Annotated in this window: 16 protein-coding genes and 1 tRNA gene; 3 read left to right on the plus strand and 14 right to left on the minus strand. The window is 66.0% G+C overall.

All coding sequences use genetic code 11. The features are described 5' to 3' along the window. Window positions 1-43: 43 nt before the first annotated feature. From EBMC1_RS12350 to EBMC1_RS12370, 5 genes are all read right to left on the minus strand, one after another. Entirely contained in the window at window positions 44-694 is a 651-nt protein-coding gene (locus EBMC1_RS12350; protein ID WP_003047128.1) for a response regulator transcription factor, read from the minus strand. Beyond that, window positions 691-1,230 (minus strand): RrF2 family transcriptional regulator, encoded by a 540-nt coding sequence (locus EBMC1_RS12355; RefSeq protein WP_003047131.1) that lies wholly within the window; start codon window positions 1,228-1,230, stop codon window positions 691-693. The genes EBMC1_RS12350 and EBMC1_RS12355 overlap by 4 nt, the downstream gene beginning before the upstream one ends. Window positions 1,231-1,324: 94 nt before the next feature. Continuing rightward, the gene (locus EBMC1_RS12360) at window positions 1,325-1,936 is read right to left on the minus strand and encodes an outer membrane protein (RefSeq protein ID WP_003047132.1); all 612 of its coding nucleotides are present in this window, start codon (window positions 1,934-1,936) and stop codon (window positions 1,325-1,327) included. 73 nt (window positions 1,937-2,009) lie between these two features. After that, on the minus strand, window positions 2,010-2,432 hold the full coding sequence (locus EBMC1_RS12365) for a hypothetical protein (RefSeq protein ID WP_003047137.1): 423 nt from the start codon (window positions 2,430-2,432) through the stop codon (window positions 2,010-2,012). A gap of 32 nt (window positions 2,433-2,464) precedes the next feature. Continuing rightward, the gene (locus EBMC1_RS12370) at window positions 2,465-3,214 is read right to left on the minus strand and encodes an SDR family NAD(P)-dependent oxidoreductase (RefSeq protein ID WP_003047140.1); all 750 of its coding nucleotides are present in this window, start codon (window positions 3,212-3,214) and stop codon (window positions 2,465-2,467) included. 98 nt (window positions 3,215-3,312) lie between these two features. On the opposite strand from EBMC1_RS12370, the gene EBMC1_RS12375 reads away from it, so the two are divergent. Beyond that, entirely contained in the window at window positions 3,313-4,206 is an 894-nt protein-coding gene (locus EBMC1_RS12375; RefSeq protein ID WP_003047143.1) for a LysR family transcriptional regulator, read from the plus strand. Between the two features lie 143 nt (window positions 4,207-4,349). Here the strand turns inward: EBMC1_RS12375 and EBMC1_RS12385 are convergent, their stop codons facing one another. The 7 genes from EBMC1_RS12385 to EBMC1_RS12415 form a co-directional block, all read right to left on the minus strand. Further along, on the minus strand, window positions 4,350-5,264 hold the full coding sequence (locus tag EBMC1_RS12385) for an MBL fold metallo-hydrolase (protein ID WP_051066421.1): 915 nt from the start codon (window positions 5,262-5,264) through the stop codon (window positions 4,350-4,352). A gap of 296 nt (window positions 5,265-5,560) precedes the next feature. Continuing rightward, a complete protein-coding gene (locus tag EBMC1_RS12390) occupies window positions 5,561-7,375 on the minus strand; it encodes a site-specific integrase (RefSeq protein ID WP_003047150.1) in 1,815 nt (604 codons plus the stop codon). An 88-nt stretch (window positions 7,376-7,463) separates the two neighbouring features. Further along, window positions 7,464-7,539: transfer RNA gene (locus EBMC1_RS12395), tRNA-Glu, on the minus strand. A 91-nt stretch (window positions 7,540-7,630) separates the two neighbouring features. Then, window positions 7,631-9,400, minus strand: coding sequence for a single-stranded-DNA-specific exonuclease RecJ (gene recJ, locus EBMC1_RS12400; RefSeq protein WP_003047153.1), 1,770 nt, complete (start codon window positions 9,398-9,400; stop codon window positions 7,631-7,633). Beyond that, window positions 9,397-10,938 (minus strand): PH domain-containing protein, encoded by a 1,542-nt coding sequence (locus EBMC1_RS12405; protein ID WP_003047158.1) that lies wholly within the window; start codon window positions 10,936-10,938, stop codon window positions 9,397-9,399. Before EBMC1_RS12405 ends, recJ begins: the two co-directional genes overlap by 4 nt. Next, window positions 10,935-11,465 (minus strand): PH domain-containing protein, encoded by a 531-nt coding sequence (locus tag EBMC1_RS18825; RefSeq protein WP_003047161.1) that lies wholly within the window; start codon window positions 11,463-11,465, stop codon window positions 10,935-10,937. Before EBMC1_RS18825 ends, EBMC1_RS12405 begins: the two co-directional genes overlap by 4 nt. Before the next feature lie 25 nt (window positions 11,466-11,490). Then, window positions 11,491-13,452, minus strand: a complete 1,962-nt coding sequence (locus EBMC1_RS12415; RefSeq protein WP_003047164.1) for an alkyl/aryl-sulfatase — start codon at window positions 13,450-13,452, stop codon at window positions 11,491-11,493. Between the two features lie 101 nt (window positions 13,453-13,553). Between EBMC1_RS12415 and EBMC1_RS12420 the strand changes: the two genes are divergently transcribed. Continuing rightward, window positions 13,554-14,036 (plus strand): flavodoxin family protein, encoded by a 483-nt coding sequence (locus EBMC1_RS12420; RefSeq protein WP_003047167.1) that lies wholly within the window; start codon window positions 13,554-13,556, stop codon window positions 14,034-14,036. Between the two features lie 12 nt (window positions 14,037-14,048). On the opposite strand, the gene EBMC1_RS12425 is transcribed toward EBMC1_RS12420, so the two are convergent. Further along, window positions 14,049-14,684, minus strand: coding sequence for a glutathione S-transferase family protein (locus EBMC1_RS12425; protein ID WP_003047170.1), 636 nt, complete (start codon window positions 14,682-14,684; stop codon window positions 14,049-14,051). A 99-nt stretch (window positions 14,685-14,783) separates the two neighbouring features. Here EBMC1_RS12425 and EBMC1_RS12430 point away from each other — a divergent pair, with 99 nt between their 5' ends. Continuing rightward, the gene (locus EBMC1_RS12430; RefSeq protein ID WP_003047172.1) at window positions 14,784-15,545 is read left to right on the plus strand and encodes a competence/damage-inducible protein A; all 762 of its coding nucleotides are present in this window, start codon (window positions 14,784-14,786) and stop codon (window positions 15,543-15,545) included. Here EBMC1_RS12430 and EBMC1_RS12435 read toward each other — a convergent pair. After that, window positions 15,518-16,729: an MFS transporter gene (locus EBMC1_RS12435; RefSeq protein ID WP_051066422.1), complete on the minus strand. Its 1,212-nt coding sequence runs from the start codon at window positions 16,727-16,729 to the stop codon at window positions 15,518-15,520. The two genes, EBMC1_RS12430 and EBMC1_RS12435, sit on opposite strands and share 28 nt — an antisense overlap. Window positions 16,730-16,751: the final 22 nt, after the last annotated feature.

Genomic DNA, 16,751 nt, shown 5'->3' on the forward strand with positions numbered 1-16,751 from the left:
TCAATGTCGCGCAGCTTGTAAGCCATTATAACCATACCAAAGTCTAGGCCGGGGCCGGTTCGCGCACCTCCGCCGGCAATTTTTCCCACGCGCGGATCAGTTCGCCAACCGAAGCGGCCTGCATTTTGCGCATCACATTGCTGCGGTGCAGCTTCACAGTGATCTCGGTTATGCCCAGGTCGTAAGCGATCTGCTTGTTCAGCCGCCCCAGTGCGACTTCGCGCATAACCTGACTTTCCCGCGGCGTCAGCGTCGCATAGCGTTCGACCTGTTCATGGACGATTTGCGCATTGGCACGCTCGGCAACGTCGCGTTCGATCCCGGCGGTTACGGCGTCGAGCAAGGTCTGATCGCGGACCGGCTTGGTCAGAAAATCGACCGCGCCGGCTTTCATCGCCTGCACCGACATGGGGATGTCGCCGTGCCCGGTCAGGAAGACGATGGGTTTGGAAATACCCGTGGAGGCCAGATGCTGCTGGAGGTCGAGCCCGCTCGCGCCCGGCATTCGTACGTCGAGGACGAGACAGCCCGCGCGATCGAGAAGCGGCGATTCGATGAGGTCGCGGGTCGAGGCGCAGCATTCGGCCTCTATCCCTACCGATAACATCAGCTCGCTGATTGCGGTGCGAACGTCCTCATCGTCGTCGACGACCAGCACGAGCGGCGGCTGTTCCTCGGATGCCGGTCGGATCATCTTTGCCTATCCTCTGCTTGCGACGGGCGCGACCGCCGTCTTGCGAGTCGCGCCGCGAACCAGGCTTTGGTGTCGCCGCCGAACTCGGCGGGGGCCTTGCGCTCGAGCCGGCCGCCAATGTCGGCCAGCGTCTCGCTCGCCAGCGTGTCGCGCATTGCCTTTTCGGCCTTGAGCATGACCGCATGGATCGAGCACACGCCGCGCGTCGCCCACTCGGGCGCGCCGTCCTCGAACAGAGCGCAACGCCCGCGTATGTCCTGACAGTCGAACAAGGGTTTGCGCCCCTCGATCGCATCGACCAGTTCGAGCACGCTGATCGCATGGGCCGGCCGCGCGAGCCGATATCCGCCGCGCACGCCTTCCGCTGCCCTCACGATCCCCGCCTTCTCCAGCTTGGCAAAAATCTTGGCCGCGAAGCTCGGCGAAATTCCCTGGAAGAGAGCCAGATCGCGGGCGCTGCGCGGCGCATCGCCCGCATCGATCAGGCCCAGCAGGCAATGCAGCCCATATTCCACGCTTACGGTCATGTGCGCCATAACGCGGAGTATATTTGTCCGCGTTTGGCAAGGCAAGACATTCCTGCCTTGCCTTGCCTGCCACATTCAGTTTTTCGGATGGGATGAGCGATCCTCAAAAATTCCAAGCGACGCCCGCCAGGACTTGATGCCGATCCCATTTGGTGTCGCCGCTGCCAAGGTCGCTGTAGCGATATTCGACGCGCGCCGAGATATGGTCGGTGACAGCCCGTTCGATGCCGCCGCCAACCGACCAACCGTCGAGATTGTCCTTGCCGCGGCGCGGACCTTCGAGATCGAGGATCTGCACCCTGGTGCGGATATTCTCATAACCGCCCCGCGCATAGACGAGCGTCTTGTCGGTCACGAGGTAACCGGCGCGGACGCCCAGGTCGAAACCATATTCGGGGTTGATCGCGGCCGATGCGTCCTTTTGCGCACGCGACAGGTCGTCGTCGAACCCAAAATTGACCGCTCCTTCGGCCGACAGCACGACCTTGGCGGTTGGCTGGAGATTATAGCCGAAGAAGATGCCGGCGGTCGCCGCATCGCGGCTGTCGTCGATCGTGGCGGTGCCAACGTCGGTCTCGACCGAGCCGAGCCGATTCTGGCTCCAGCCGGCCTGCGCCCCGACATACGGACCCTCGAAGGTCTGGGCGGCCGCGGGCGCCGCCGTGCCGACGGCGATCAGCGCGCCGAGCGAGAGGGGGAGAGCAAGATTTTTCAAGGCATGTTCCTTTCTGTCATTTGAAAATTGGGGCGCGCGGGGCTGGGGGGGCGGGGCCGCGCGCGCCCCGCAGTCAGGCGCCCTTCCGGGGAGGGAGGAAGGCGCCATCGATGCCGCCCGGCCAGGGCGTCACCGTTTCACCGGCGACCATCCAGGTGCCGGAATCCTTGCGCATGCGAAGCTCGTACATCGCGGGCGGAGCGTCGGAGCTCATGCGGCGATAGAGGATCGCCGTGGCATGATCGCCCTGCTGCTCGACGTGAAGCACCCGATGTTCGGTCGAAAGCGGCGCTTCGCCCGCGTCGCGACGCGACCGGAATTCAGCGATCGAATCGTCGCGAAGAATTCGGGTCACCTCGCCGTCGCTGCCGAGCACCAGGAAAATCTGGTCGGGCGTGTAGAGCCTTTCCATGCCTTCGATGTCATAAGCGCTGCCGACATGGACGACGTCGTGGATCAAGGCGGCGATGGCGGGCTCGACGGGAGGTTGGGTCATGCTTATTTCCTTCGATGTTTGGGGATGATGAATCAGAGCAGCGCCATGCCGCCATCGACGCGGAGGTTGATGCCGGTCACGAAGCTGCTGGCGTCGGACGCGAGGAACAGCGCAGCGCGCGCGAGTTCCTCCGGCCGGCCGAGCCGCGCGAGCGGGATTGCGCCCGCCATCATTTCGGCAAAGGCGCCACGCTCTTCGGGCGCCACGCCCAGCTTGCCGAGGATCTCGGTTTCGGTCGGCCCGGGACTGAGCATGTTGACGCGGATGCCGCGGTCCTTGAATTCGAGCGCCCAGCTTCGCGCGAACGCCCCGATCGCCGCCTTGGTCCCGGCATAGACGGCGTGTCCGTCGAGCACCTTGTCGCTCGCGAGCGAACCGACAAGGATGATCGAGGCTCGCTCCTGCAGGTGCGGCGCGATCGCTTGGACCCCGAAGAAAGTGCCGCGGGCATTGATTCCGAACTGGATGTCATATTCGGCTTCGCGCACCTCGCCCGATGGCGTGATCGTGTTGACTCCGGCGTTCGCCATGTAGATGTCCGCGCCGCCGAAGCGCTCGCGAACAAGGTCCGCGACCGCGTGGTGGTGCGCCGGGTCGGCGACGTCGCCGCAGATCGCCGCCGCAGCGGGGCCTATCGACCGGACTGCCTCGTCGAGTGCGGCTTGGCGCCGCCCGGTGATCACCACCTGCGCGCCCTGCTCGGCAAAGAGCTTCGCGCTCGCGAAACCGATGCCGCTGTTGCCGCCGGTAACCACGGCGACCTTTCCCTTCAAACTGTCCATAATTCACCTCTGTGGTTGAAGACGGAGATGGATTTGGCTTTTCCAGTTCGGAAAATTAGCCTGGAGACAGGCACATCATTTTTGCTAAAAACTATCGAATGACCACGGGCCTGGAACCGACGCCCGGACTTCATGCCTTCGTGCGCGCCGTCGAGACGGGTTCGTTCAGCGCTGCGGCGCGTCTTGCCGGGACCACCCCTTCCGCGGTTTCGAAGAGCGTCGAACGGCTCGAACGACGACTCGGCGTCAAGCTTTTCCTCCGGTCGACCCGTTCGCTCACGCTGACCGTCGACGGGACGGCCTATTACGAGCGCATCGCCCCGCTGCTGCGTGCCCTCGATGAAGCCGGCGACGCCTTGAAGGGGGCTGAACGCGCGCAGGGCGTGCTCCGCGCCAGCATTCCCGGCGTGCTCGGTCCCGCGTTGATGGAAGCGCTCACCCGGGAATTCGTCCCGCGCTATCCCGAGATCAAACTTGAGATCAGTATCACCGATCGCCATGTCGATCTGATCCGCGAAGGCTATGACGTGGCGTTGCGGGTCGGCGATACGGGGAATGTGGACTGGATGGTGCGTCGTCTTGCGACCCTGCCGCTCATCCTCGTCGCGGCGCCTCAATGGCTCGAACGCGTTGCCCATCCCGCGACGCGCGAAGCGCTCGCGCAATTGCCGCATATCCGCTATCGGCTTGGGTCGCAGGCCTATCCCATTCGCTTCGCCGACGGGACCGATCTGCTGCCCGCAGGGGCACTCGACACCGATTCGGGTCAGGCGATGCGGATTGCGGCGCTCGGCGGGGTCGGCATTGCGCAGCTGCTTCGGCTGGCGGTGGCGGACGATCTTGCCGCGGGACGCCTCGCCGAGATATTCCCGCACGATCCGCTCGCCTCTGTTCCCGTCCAGGCGCTGCACGCTTTCGGCCGCCTTGCACCGCTGCGCGTCCGATTGTTCACCGATTTTCTTGCCGACAGGCTGGCTGCGCATTCGGCCTGACGGGCCATAAGCGTGCAGCGAGACGGGCTCGCACGGATGCCGCATTTCGAATTCCCTGGGCTGGAGGGGGCGGTGTTCTGCCGGTTGGGGGCATACCGGCGCGATCGGTCGATACGCCCCCCGGGAGAGCCTTCGGCCGGAGATCAGAAATCCCAGAAGGCAGCGACCCAGCGGAAGGCGTCGCCATCGGCGGCGACGCGGCCAACCGAAGGGAAGGGCAGGTGCGTCGCGACGAGATACTCGCCGCTGGCGGCCGCCTGCTGCAACAGGCGGACGCGCACGCGCACCGACTCTTCGGGATCGTGTTCGAAGCCGTTGTGCCAGTCGGGATGGTCGAAGCCGACGGGGAAGAGCGCGTCGCCCGCGAAGGTCAGGAGCTCGCCGCCCGAGGCGACATGAACGATACAGTGCCCCGGCGTGTGCCCGCCGGTCAGCTTTGCGACCACGCCCGGGGCCACTTCGCACTCCTCGTCGAAGGCCATGATCTTGTCGGCATAGGCATCGATGAACTGCGTAGCGGTCGTGCGCAGAACCTCGGGAACGGGGTTCGGCATCGCGGTCTGTTCGAAGTCGGGGGTCTGCCAGAAGGCGATTTCGGTGGCTGTCACGTGAATCCGGACATCGGGCCGCAAGCGCTGCTTCACCTCGTCGACGAGCAGTCCGCCGACATGGTCCATGTGCATATGGGTGATGATGATGTCGGTGACCGACGCGAGGTCAATCCCCGCGGCCTGCAGCCGCTTGGGAAATTGGCCGGCCCGCGGAAAGCCGGGGAACTGGCCGCCGAGGCCCGCATCGACCAATATGGTCTTGTCGCCGCTGCGCAGCACGAGGACGTTGAGAGCCCAGTCGAACATGTCGGGTCCGACGAACATATCCTTGAACCATTCGGCGCGGACCGCAGGGTCGACATTGGTGGCCATCGTTTCGGTGGGCAGCGGCAGCACGCCGTCGCTGACGACAAGCACATCGATCTCGCCGATCCGCAGCGCATAACGCGACGGAACCAGCTCTTCGAAGCCCGATTTCTCGGGCATTGCAATAGTGTCCGGTTTCATGTCTCGATCCTCCTGAAAGTCGTGCAATCACGACGTTCAGCAAGCTAGGTGGCGGTCGGCTCCTGGTCGATTGGATCGAGGCATTGGTTGGGGCATACCTTCGGACAGGGACGATTGCCGGCATCGATAGGCGCAAAGCTGCTTTCGCTTGCTTTGCGGCGCTGACAAGGACCACGCCCTCTGGAAGCGAACGCTTTGGCCTGTCGCTAAACGTCCGCTATCCCCGTTTGCACGCTAAAAGCCGTCAGTCCGCAACCGGCCAGCTCAGGCCGAATAGCAGCCGGGCAGCGGTTCGCTTATTTGGCAGCAACATTAATCGGATCCCAATCGATGAAAAGGAACCGAACTCGCTTTAGATGGGCTGCAAGATTGCCGATCGCCCGTCCCAAACCGTAGCCTCCGCCAACATCTGCGGGCGAATGCCCCATAAGCTGGTCGTGCACGTCCTTGGGAATGTTGGCGTCGCGGCAGAGATCCTTGAAGCTGTGTCGGAAACTATAAAACACGAGGCGGGGGTCGTCGCCGACGGCATTGTCGATCAGGCGGTTGGCGCGGCGGCTCGCCTCCTTGGTCTTTACGCCCAGTGAATCGGCCTCGAGGTCAGGAAAAAGCCGTACTGCTCCGCTTGACCGCATCCGTTGGACGTAGTCGAGAAATCCGAGCGCTATCAGTTTGGGATGGAGCGGTATCACGCGAATAGAACCGTCGGTCTTCACCCGTTTGCGCTCGTCAATCTCGTCCATGACGTAGTCCGTGACGTCGATATAAGGGATCCCTTGCTCGGACTTGATGTCCGCGAGCAATATCTGACCAAGTTCCTCAATTCGAGCGCCCGTGCAAAGCCCGAGCAGGAACAACCAGCGCAGCGTCGAATCGGAGACCTTTGACTTGCTCAGAGGGTGAGACCAAGCCGCAGTGAACAGCTTGGCCGCAAATAGCTGAGCGAGTTCGTCCTTGGTAAATGGGCGCCGCGTGCTCTTTTTTGTGTATCCTTCGACTTTGATACCGGCGCCGGTGTTCGCAGGGATGAAGCGCTCCTGGAAAGCGAACCCGAGGAGGGCTTGGACCGCGCCGAGATATTTTTTGATCGATTGCGGGGATATGCGGTCTACGCCCGATCTGTCCGCATAGAGCGCATGAATGTCGACAAACTCCATCATGCGATGCACTCGCGGCATACTTTTTGGCAGCACCGCTATCGCGTCACGAAATTCGAACAGATCGTTGGGCGTGATTTCGCCGATGCCGACATCGCCGATATAGCTTTTGAAATAGCGTACGGCCGTTTTCGTCGCGGCCTGCGCCTTCGGCGTCGGCTTGCGCGCCGCGATCCACTTCGCCTCGAGGGCGTCGAGCTTCATGTCCGGTTGGAGCCGGCTCGAATTTGCGCGGCGCCGGGCCGAGGGGAGTACGGGAACTTGTTCGCGGACTTGCGGCGAACCCAGCGCATCGGCCAGTGCATCGGCGAGCGGTTCGTCGATCCCGCGATTCGCCTCCTCGGGTAGTTTTAGTTCACGCTTTATTTTCGCGACGGCGAAGCTGAGCAGGGGGCGCCAACGGCGGTGCGGTACCCGTTTCTGAAAACTGAACCACAGATCGCCAAGGTCGCGATGGACCGAAGCATGGTGAGCCTCGATCCGAGCGAGTGTTTCGGGAGAAAACTCATCGTCGGCGTCGCTTCCCGCCAACCTCTTGCGATAAGCGATCCATTCGGTTGGACTCATGTCTTGTGCGGTGGCCCGATGGTCTCCCGATTGGTCCGCGACGGCGTCGTCGAGCTCCTTGAGCAAGAAGGCGACATCCATACCGCCGCTCGCAAACCCGGTAGTGGACCTGGCGGTGAGGAGGCGGTCAACCAAGACACGCGCCTCGTCGGAAGTGAAGGATCTTGGAGCGTCGTTTGCGAGCGCGTCGCGAAATTGTTCGCACTTCTGCTCATATTCACCATTGGCAATCGCCAGCTTGCGTTCGGCATGGCGCTGATCGGCGGTGCCGAGGCTTACCTTGTAAAGTTGGCCGCAAGCGAAGGCGCTTTGCAACGGCAGCGGGATACGGCGGCGAAGATAAAAAATGCCGCTGCGTGGATCGCGCCAGAGTCCCTTCGGATTCATGATCGTTCGTCCTTTGTGTACTCATTTGGTGTACCCACCGAGTCACTAACGAACAGAAAACCGAGACTTCTGCGCCTTTCCGGCGATTTGGTGACCCCTACGGGACTCGAACCCGTGTTTTCGCCGTGAAAGGGCGACGTCCTAGACCGCTAGACGAAGGGGCCGTCGTTCGGTGAAGCGGCGCCTTAGACGGGCCGGTCGGTGCGGTCAAGCCGTGGTGGCGGCGCGTACGCAAAAATATTGCGCCGCGCTGTTTCATTCGGCCCAGGCGGCATCCTCGAGATGGAGTTCGGCGGCGGGGCGGCTGCCCCAATCGTCGCGCTTTGCGCGCCCCGCCAGCCACAGCTTGCGCGAACCGCGCGCATGGAGCAGCGTCTGGCCGAGTTCGGTTTCGGCGCTGCGAAAGGCGATCGCCTTGAACCGCGCGCCATCGTCGCCCGCGACGATCAGCCGCAGATGGTCAGTGCCGACCACCCCCGATTCGACGATTCGCACCGGCCCGGTGGCGACGCGCGGCGCAGGCCAGCCGGCGCCGTAAGGGCCGGCGCTCTCGATCGCTTCGCACCACAAGGGATTGATCCCGCGCGGCGCGAGCACCGCGTCGATCAGCAGCGACCTGTCGCCGCTCGCGCGCTCGACATCGGCAGCCAACCGCTCGTTCAGAAAGGCGCCCAGCGCATTGACCCGCGCGCGCTCGACCGTCAGCCCCGCGGCCATCGCATGCCCGCCGCCCGCGACGAGCAGCCCCGTCTCCTTGGCGGCCAGAATAGCGGCCCCCAGATCGACGCCCGAGATCGAGCGTCCCGATCCCTTGCCGACGCCATCCTCGTCGAACGCGATGACGATCGCCGGGCGGTGCAGCTTTTCCTTGAGCCGCCCCGCGACGATACCGATGACGCCGGGATGCCAGCCGTCGCCCGCGACGATCGCCACCGGCGCGTTCGCGGTCGCGCCGCTTGCCTCGATCGCGGCGTCGAGCACCGCCGCCTCGATCGCGCGGCGCTCCTCGTTGAGCCGGCACAGCTCCTGCGCGATATCCGCGGCTTCCTGCGGGTCACCGGTGGTCAGCAGCCGGACGCCGAGGTCGGATTTGCCGACGCGCCCGCCGGCATTGATCCGCGGCCCCAGCGCAAAGCCCATGTCGCTCGCCGTCGGGGGCTTGGTCAGCCGCGCCGCATCCATCAGCGCCGCCATGCCGATATTGCCGCGCCGCGCCATCACCTTCAGCCCCTGCGTCACGAGCGCGCGGTTGAAGCCGGTGAGCCGCGCGACGTCGGCGACGGTGCCGAGTGCGACGAGGTCGAGCAGCTCGATCAACTGCGGTTCGGCACGGCTACCGAAAAAGCCGCGCGCGCGCAGCGTGCGGAGCAGCGCCGCCCCGAGCAGGAAGGCAACGCCGACCGCGGCGAGATTGCCGTGCACCGCCGCGCCCGGTTCTTCATCGAGGCGATTGGGGTTCACCACCGCAAAGGCCTGGGGCAGCGTGGTCGCGCATTGGTGATGATCGACGACAATCACCTCGACCCCCGCGGCCTTCGCCTCGGCGATCGCGTCGAACGCCTGCGCGCCGCAATCGACGGTAACGACGAGCCGCGACCCCGCTTCGCCGATCCGCAACAGCGCGGCGCCCGAGGGGCCATAGCCTTCCATCAGCCGGTCAGGAATATAGGCGCCCACCGGCACATCGAGCGCACGGAGCAGGCGGACGAGCAGCGCCGCCGATGTCGCGCCGTCGACGTCATAATCGCCGAAGATGGTCACCGCCTCGCGCGCCTCGACCGCATCGGCGAGCCGCGCCGCGGCGGCATCCATGTCGCGGAACAACGAAGGGTCGGGCATGAAACCGCGCAGCGTCGGAACGCGCTGGCGGTCGAGATCGTCGCGCGCGACGCCGCGCGCGAGCAGCAATTGGGTCACCAGATCGTCGGGGGCGAGGCTTTCGCCGCCCATTTCGGCGCTCGTGCGGCGCCAATGCCACGGCTGGCCGAGGATCGAGCGGGTGATGCCGAGGGCGGCGGTAGTCATGCCGCCGTTCCTGCCGCGAGGATGCGCGCGCGTAAAGCCCGCGCGGCGCCGAGCGGGATGGCCGGGATTTCATGCGCGCCGAGCGCGCTGCCGCCGGGCACGCCGAACACGAGGGTTGCAAGGCCGAGCGGGCGGAGGAGGAAATCGGTCTTGATATCGACGCTCTGCACCGACGCGTGCGGCAGCAGCGTCGTCTTCGGCTTCCACCAGCCGCGGCGGATCACGACCATCTCGCCAAGGTCGGTCCACAGATGAAAGCGCGTCGCGAACAGCGCGCCGGCCGCGAGCAGGGGAGCGGCGATCAAGCCGAGCCAGCCGAGCGTATTGCCCAGAATCAGCCCAATGACGCCGCCAGTCGCCGCCGCGACCGCGCCGATGACCGGGCCGATGGCGATGATGCGGTGGCTGTGTTGCCACGTCTGGCCGGGGTCGGGGCGCGGCATCGCAACCTCGGCGAGCACCCGGTCGATTTCGGCGAGCCGCCCGAAGGGGACGACCTGATGGTCCGGTTCCTTCGCGCCGTCGCTCGCCAGGCTTTGCAGGCGCAGCTCGTGCCAGCCGAAGCGCTGTCGCAGCCAGCCGGTGACGAGGATCGCCGCCTGCACGCGCTTGACCGGCATCGCCACATCGGTGCGCGTCGTCAGCCCGCGCGTGCGGCGCAGCGCGCGCGGTTCGCGCACGAGGCGAAAGCCCCAGTTGGCGAAGATCATCATCGCTATCCCGCTCGCAAAGCCGATGACGAGCAGCGACAGGAGCGCCCCGATACCGGCGACCCAGCGATGCGCGAGTACCCAATTGTCGAGGCCATAGCCTTCGGCCAGATCGACCCAGTCGATGGGGTTGAAGACGTTGAAATCGAACGGCAGCAGATTGTCGAACAGCTGCATCGACGCGCCGACGACCGCGAGCGCGGCGAGCGAGAAGTTGAACAGGCCCGCGACGAGCAGCCGGCGCGGATCCATTGCGAAGAGCAGCCGGTCCTCTGCGGCATCGCCGCCGCCTTCGGTGGCGGCGACCGAGGGATCGGCAACCTGCGTGTCGGCGGCATCGCTGCGCCAGGCGCGGATCGCGCCGCGCAGCGCCTGCGCTTCGTCGAACCCGATGGCGTCGAGATCGCCATCGCCTTCCTTGCCGCCGCCCGCGCCGGTTTCGAAATCGACCTTGGCGATGCCCAGCGCGCGCGCGATCAGCCCCTGTTCGATGCTGACGTCCTGGATGCGGTCGAAAGGAATGGTGCGGTGCTGGCGCGCGAACACGCCGCTCTCGATCACCACCGCATCATCGGTCACGGCATAGCGGAAGCGCAGCCAGGCAGCGATCGCGACGAGCAGCGACAGCAGCAGAAAGGCGAGCAGCGCGGGAACGACATAGGCCCATTTGCCCGCAAAGCCGATCGCCGCCAGCGCGGGCAGAAAATTGAGCGAACGCGGGCCGAGCTTGACGATCGCCAGCGCCAGCGTCGCCGCGTGCAGGCGCTGCCAGTCGGGTTCGACATCGGCCGCCCGCGCGGGCGCCGCGGCAGGTTCGCCCTCGCTCATGCGAAGTCGGTCTGGATGTGGTGGCGGATCGTCTCGCGCATCGCCGCCGCCAGATCGGATCGCAGGCCGGGCAGCGTCACCGTGCTGTTGTGCGTCCCCGAGGTATGGACGACGAGGTGCGACAGACCGAACCAGCGCTCGATCGGCCCCTGCCCGACGTCGATGTGCTGGACGCGCACGAAGGGGACGATGGTGTCGGTGCGGAACATCCAGCCGCGCGCGACGCGTAATTGCCCCGCGCCGATGTGATAGCCCCACCGCTGCATCCGGCGCGACGGCAGCATGACGATGACGAGGAGCGCGACCAGCCAGGCCAGCGCGGTGAGCAGGCCGAACGGACCGCCGATGTTGCGGATCAGCAGCGCGTCGGCGACGCTCGCGCCGATCGCCAGCGGGACGGCATTGAGCGCCGCGGCGATACGCAGAACGTGGCGATAGGCGGGATCGACCGGGTCAAGCCCCTCCACCGCGTTGAGCGCATCGGGTGCGAAGGGGTCGATGGGCGGCGCGGCGTCGGTATCGGTCATCGCCCTTCGTTAAGCGCAGCGCCCCCTATGGCACAACAATATTGAAGCGCGGGTCGGCGGGCGGGTGCATCGCGAACCACGACAGAAAGGCCATGCGGTCGCCCTTGATGCGGATCGCGCCCGATTGCATCAGCGCCGGAAACTGCGCCTGGCCGAGCATCACATCGTCGAGCGTGCTGCGATCGAGCGTGATCGTCGCGGTCGGCGCGGCGTCGGTGACGCCATAGCGCGGGAATTCGACCCCGCCCTCGACGACGACCGCGACGCTTTCCTTGCTGTCGGGCATCACGAACTGGAACACGCCCTTCTGCGCCGCGCCCTTCACCGCGTCGAAGCGGGTAGCAAGCGAATCGAAGAAGACCGCGGTCGGGATCGCGCTGATGAACGACCGGCTCTGGCCGTTGCTGGTGCCGCCAGCGACCGCATTGCCGCGCAGCGTTGCGGCGGCGGCGAGATAATAGTTGCGCCACGCCCCCGATTCGGCCTGATAACCCAGCTGGTCATAGGCCGAGGCGAGCGCCGCGCGCGCCGCCTGATTGTCGGGCGCCGCGAAGACGAGCTTGTTCAGCATTTCGGCCGCCCAGCGATAATCACCCTTGGCGATGGCGTCCTTGCCCGCCGCGAGCAATTTGTCGGGGCCGCCCGCCAGCGCGACATATTTGGGCGCGCTCTCTTCGGGCGGCAGCGGGTTGAAATTGGCCGGATTGCCATCCCACCAGCCGAAATAGCGCTGATAGGTGGCCTTCATGTCGTGATTGAGGGTGCCATAATAGCCGCGCGTCGAAAAATCGCTGCCCTGCACCGCCGCTTCGGGGGTCTGGTCGGCCAGTTCGTGCAGCGTCGCGCCCCGGTTGGCGAGAAACAGGGTGCGATCATGGACATAGCGATAGGCGTCGCGCTGGTTGGTGAGGAGCGTGCGGACCTCGCTCGTTCCCCAGGTCGGCCAATGGTGCGATCCCATCGCAACCTCGGCGCCGCCGCCCCATTTGAGGAGCATCGCGTCGATCACCTTCGACCAGCGCAGCGCGTCGCGGACCTGCGCGCCGCGCAGCGTCAGCACATTGTGCAGATTGTGGGTCACCACCTCGGTCGTGTGGAGCGCTTTGTAGGCGGGAATATAAAAGACGAACTCGGCCGGCGCCTCGGTGCCGCCCGCGTCCATGAAGTCGAAGGCCAGGCCGTCGATGGTCAGCGTCGCGCCGCGCGCGGGCACGGTTTCGGTCGGCTCCATATAGCCGATCGTTCCCGACGACAGCTTGGGGCCAAGCCCGGTATCGACCTGTCCCGTCGGCCCGGGCGCGAGGATCGCCCCGAACATATAGAGCGCGCGGCGCCCCATCGCCGGGCCGGCAAGGACATTTTCCGACGTCGCCTCTTCGGAAAAGCCGTGCGGTGCGATGATGCGGATCTTGTCTTTCTTCACCTGTTCGGGAGTCACGACGCCGCCGACGCCGCCGAAATGGTCGCTGTGGCTGTGGCTGAAGATGACGGCGCGGATCGGCAGCACGCCCGTCTTTGCCTCGACCGTGTCGGCGAACAGCTTCCACCCCGCCGCTGCGGTTTCCTCGGACAGCAGGGGATCGACCACGATCCACCCGGTCTTGCCGCGAATGATCGTCATCACCGACAGGTCATAGCCGCGCAATTGCCAGATCTTGTCCGGCACAACCTCGAACAGCCCGTGCACCGCATTGAGCCGCGCCTGCCGCCACAGCGACGGGTTGACCGTGTCGGGGGCCTTCGCCCCGTTCAGAAAGTCATAGGGTCGGCGATCCCAGACGATCCGGCCATCCTTGCCCGTGATGACGCCGTCCGGAATCTCGGCGATCTTGCCGCGCAGCACATTCGCCTCGTCGCGCGGGTCGTCGAGTGGCAGGCGCTGGGCGAGTTCGGCCTGCGCGGCACGGGTCGCCTCGCTCGCCGCATCCTGCGCCGCCGCGCCGCTCGCCCACAGCATGATCGGAATCAGACAGATCGCACGCTTCATCGCATCCTCCCCTTTTGGTCCTGCTTGCGCCTTGTGGCATGGCTTGGCAAGCGGCGGCCCGGCGGTGCGGGCTTCGCGCGACGCTAGAGGATATTGCGGCGATGAAATGCAAATTGCTTATCATTTGGCACAGCCGCACCGGCGGCAGCGCCGCGCTCGCCGAGGCGGCGGCGGCAGGCGCCGGCGACGCAGCGCGCCGCGTCGCGGCGGACGATGTGACGCCAGAGATGATTAAAGCGGCGGCGGGCTATCTGTTCGTCGGTCCCGAAAATCTCGCGGCGCTGTCGGGCGCGATGAAGGAGATGTTCGACCGCTGCTATTATCCCTGCCTCGGCCGGATCGAGGGGCGCCCCTATGCGACGATCATCTGCGCCGGCTCCGACGGCGAAAATGCCCAGCGCCAGCTCGACCGCATCGCGACCGGTTGGCGCCTGCGGCGTGTGGCCGATCCCGTCATCGTCAATACCGATGCCCAGACGCCCGAGGCGATCCTCGCCCCCAAGACGATTGCGGCGGACCGCCTTGCCGAAGCGCGCGATCTGGGCGCCGCGCTCGCGGAAGGGCTGGCAGCAGGGATTTTCTAGCGCCGGATGCCGTCAGGCCGGGTTCGCCGCCTGCATCTCGGCGATCAGCCCGTTGTCGATGTCCTTGGCCCGCCGGTATCCCGCGCGATCGCGCAACGGCGCGACATAGGCTTCGAAGGCGGGGCGCGTCGGGATCGTCCCGAATTGCAGACCCCAGTCGAGTTGGCTGCCTACATAGACGTCGGCGGCGCTGAAGCGCCCCTCCGCAACGAAGGCCTTGCCCGCCACCGCCGTTTCGAGCGCGTCGAGCGCCTTTTCGAACGAGCCATATCCCACCATCCGCTGCTGCTCGGCGCTCGGCACCCAGCCCGCATGGGTGTTGGTCACCGCGGTTTCGAGCGGCCCGGCGGCAAAGAACAGCCAGCGGTAATAGTCGGCGCGCGCCTCCAGCGGCGGCGCGAGCCCCGCATCGGGAAAAGCATCGGCCAGATAGGCGCATATCGCGGCGCATTCGGTAACGACCTTGCCCCGGTGGACGATCGCGGGCACCTTGCCCATCGGGTTGATCGCCAGATAGTCGGCGCCCTTCATGCTGTCGTCATAGCCCAGGATTTGCGTCTGATAGGGCGCGCCCACCTCTTCGAGCATCCAGCGGACGATCTGTCCGCGCGACATGGGGTTGGTATAGAAAATCAGATCGTCGGCCACGGTTGCTCTCCCTTGCTGCGAGTCGCAAAGAACATATCAGGAACATTGTCTGCGATCCAGAAGCCTTGTTTTGTCATGCGGGCGCGGTAAGGCAAGAGGATGAGCGACGAACGCATCTGGACCGCCGCCGTGCTGGTGATCGGCGACGAGATTCTCTCGGGCCGCACGCAGGACAAGAATGTCGCGCAGATCGCGACCTGGCTCGACGTGCAGGGGATTCGCCTGCGCGAAGTGCGCATCGTCCCCGATGTCGAGGACGAGATCGTCGATGCGCTGAATGCGCTGCGTGCGCGTTACGACTATGTCTTCACCACCGGCGGCATCGGCCCGACCCACGACGACATTACCGTCGATGCGGTGGCAAAGGCGCTCGGCGTCGGGGTCATCGTCCACCCCGATGCGCGCGCGATCCTCGAACGCTATTACACGGCGCGCGGCGGCGAACTGACCGAGGCGCGGCTGCGCATGGCGCGCACCCCGGAGGGCGCCGAGCTGATCCCCAACCGCATGTCGGGCGCGCCCGGCATCCGCATCGGCAATCTGTTCGTGATGGCGGGCGTGCCGCACATTACCGCGGGCATGCTCGATGCGCTGACGGGCGCGCTGGAAGGCGGAGCGCCGCTCGTCGCGCACACGATCGGCGCATGGGCACCCGAAAGCGAGGTCGCCGACCTGCTTCGCGCGGGCGAAAAGGATCACCCCGGCGTCGCGATCGGCAGCTATCCCTTCTTTCGCGACGGCCGCGTCGGCGCCAATTTCGTCTTTCGCTCGACCGACGCGGAGCGGGTCGTCGCCTGCGTTGCCGCCGTGCGCACAGCGCTCGAGGCGGCGGGCTATGCGGTGACCGACGGCGGCATCTGATCGGCCGCGTCGGCGTCGCTTGTCCGCGTCGCGCGCGGCAGGCGGCGCAGCATCGCGATCGCGAACAGTCCGAACAGCGCCGCCACCAGAAAGGCGGCGCCGGGGAAATGCACCGGCGCGTTCGCGCCCGTGAACCAGGCCATGGTGCCGGTGAGCAGCAGGGGCGCGACGATCTGTCCCAGCCCCATTGCCATCGCCGATATTCCCTGCACCTCGCCCTGCGCGCCGGCATCGGCGCGGCGCGACAAGATGGCGCTCAGCGATGGCTGCACCGGCGCCTGGAACATGATCGGCACGATCAGCAGGAAGGCGCCCCAGGTCGTCGTCACGAACGCATAGCCGACGAACACCGCGACCGCGACGGCGATGCCGATCGTCGCCGCATCGCGTTCGCCGAAGCGCGCGACCATCGGCCCGACGACGAAGCTTTGCCCGAGCGCGATGGCGACGCCGACCGCGGCAAGGCTCGCGCCGATCATCCCCGGCGTCCAGCCGAGCTGCGCGATGCAGTAAAAGCTCCACGTCATCGGATAGACGAGGCTGGCGATCTGCCACAGCAGCAGCACCGCCGCCGCGCCGCTCATGCCCGGCAGCGCGCGCATCGTGCGAACCGCGCCAAGCGGATTGGCGCGGCGCCAGTCGAAGCCGCGCCGCTTGTCGGGGGCCAGCGTCTCTGGAAAGATGAAGGCGCCGTAGATCATGTTCGCCGCCGCGAGCAGCGCCGCCGCCACGAAGGGTGCGCGCGGCGACAACTCGCCCAGAAAGCCGCCGATCGCGGGGCCGACGACGAAGCCGACACCGAAGGCGGCGCCGACGAAACCGAAGTTGCGAGCGCGCTCCTGCGGCCGCGTGACATCGGCGATCGCCGCCATCGCGGCGGCATAGCTACCCCCGAAAATTCCCGACAGCGCGCGCGCGAGGAACAGCCAGGGCAGCGTGTCGACGATCGTCAGCAGTGCATAGTCGGCGGCGAGTCCGGCAAGCGACAGCAGCAGCACGCGCCGCCGCCCGAACCGGTCCGACAGATTGCCGAGCACCGGCGAAGCGAGGAAGGTCGCCATCGCCATGACAAGCCCGATCCACGCCCCGACCTCGATTGCATGCGGCAGGTCGATGCGCCCCACCTCCATCACGAGCTGCGGCAGCACCGGCATGATGATGCCGAACCCGATCGCATCGATGATGACGTGCTCCCCTGATTGTTAC

Origin of the sequence: Sphingopyxis sp. MC1 (assembly GCF_000371385.1) — a bacterium.
Classification (GTDB): domain Bacteria; phylum Pseudomonadota; class Alphaproteobacteria; order Sphingomonadales; family Sphingomonadaceae; genus Sphingopyxis; species Sphingopyxis terrae.

Excerpts from the sequence above, each read along its gene's own strand:
- EBMC1_RS12350 (WP_003047128.1), bottom strand. The coding sequence starts at position 694 with ATGATCCGACCGGCATCCGAGGAACAGCCGCCGCTCGTGCTGGTCGTC.
- EBMC1_RS12355 (WP_003047131.1), bottom strand. The coding sequence starts at position 1,230 with ATGGCGCACATGACCGTAAGCGTGGAATATGGGCTGCATTGCCTGCTG.
- EBMC1_RS12365 (WP_003047137.1), bottom strand. The coding sequence starts at position 2,432 with ATGACCCAACCTCCCGTCGAGCCCGCCATCGCCGCCTTGATCCACGAC.
- EBMC1_RS12370 (WP_003047140.1), bottom strand. The coding sequence starts at position 3,214 with ATGGACAGTTTGAAGGGAAAGGTCGCCGTGGTTACCGGCGGCAACAGC.
- EBMC1_RS12375 (WP_003047143.1), top strand. The coding sequence starts at position 3,313 with ATGACCACGGGCCTGGAACCGACGCCCGGACTTCATGCCTTCGTGCGC.
- EBMC1_RS12385 (WP_051066421.1), bottom strand. The coding sequence starts at position 5,264 with ATGAAACCGGACACTATTGCAATGCCCGAGAAATCGGGCTTCGAAGAG.
- EBMC1_RS12390 (WP_003047150.1), bottom strand. The coding sequence starts at position 7,375 with ATGAATCCGAAGGGACTCTGGCGCGATCCACGCAGCGGCATTTTTTAT.
- recJ (WP_003047153.1), bottom strand. The coding sequence starts at position 9,400 with ATGACTACCGCCGCCCTCGGCATCACCCGCTCGATCCTCGGCCAGCCG.
- EBMC1_RS12405 (WP_003047158.1), bottom strand. The coding sequence starts at position 10,938 with ATGAGCGAGGGCGAACCTGCCGCGGCGCCCGCGCGGGCGGCCGATGTC.
- EBMC1_RS18825 (WP_003047161.1), bottom strand. The coding sequence starts at position 11,465 with ATGACCGATACCGACGCCGCGCCGCCCATCGACCCCTTCGCACCCGAT.
- EBMC1_RS12415 (WP_003047164.1), bottom strand. The coding sequence starts at position 13,452 with ATGAAGCGTGCGATCTGTCTGATTCCGATCATGCTGTGGGCGAGCGGC.
- EBMC1_RS12420 (WP_003047167.1), top strand. The coding sequence starts at position 13,554 with ATGAAATGCAAATTGCTTATCATTTGGCACAGCCGCACCGGCGGCAGC.
- EBMC1_RS12430 (WP_003047172.1), top strand. The coding sequence starts at position 14,784 with ATGAGCGACGAACGCATCTGGACCGCCGCCGTGCTGGTGATCGGCGAC.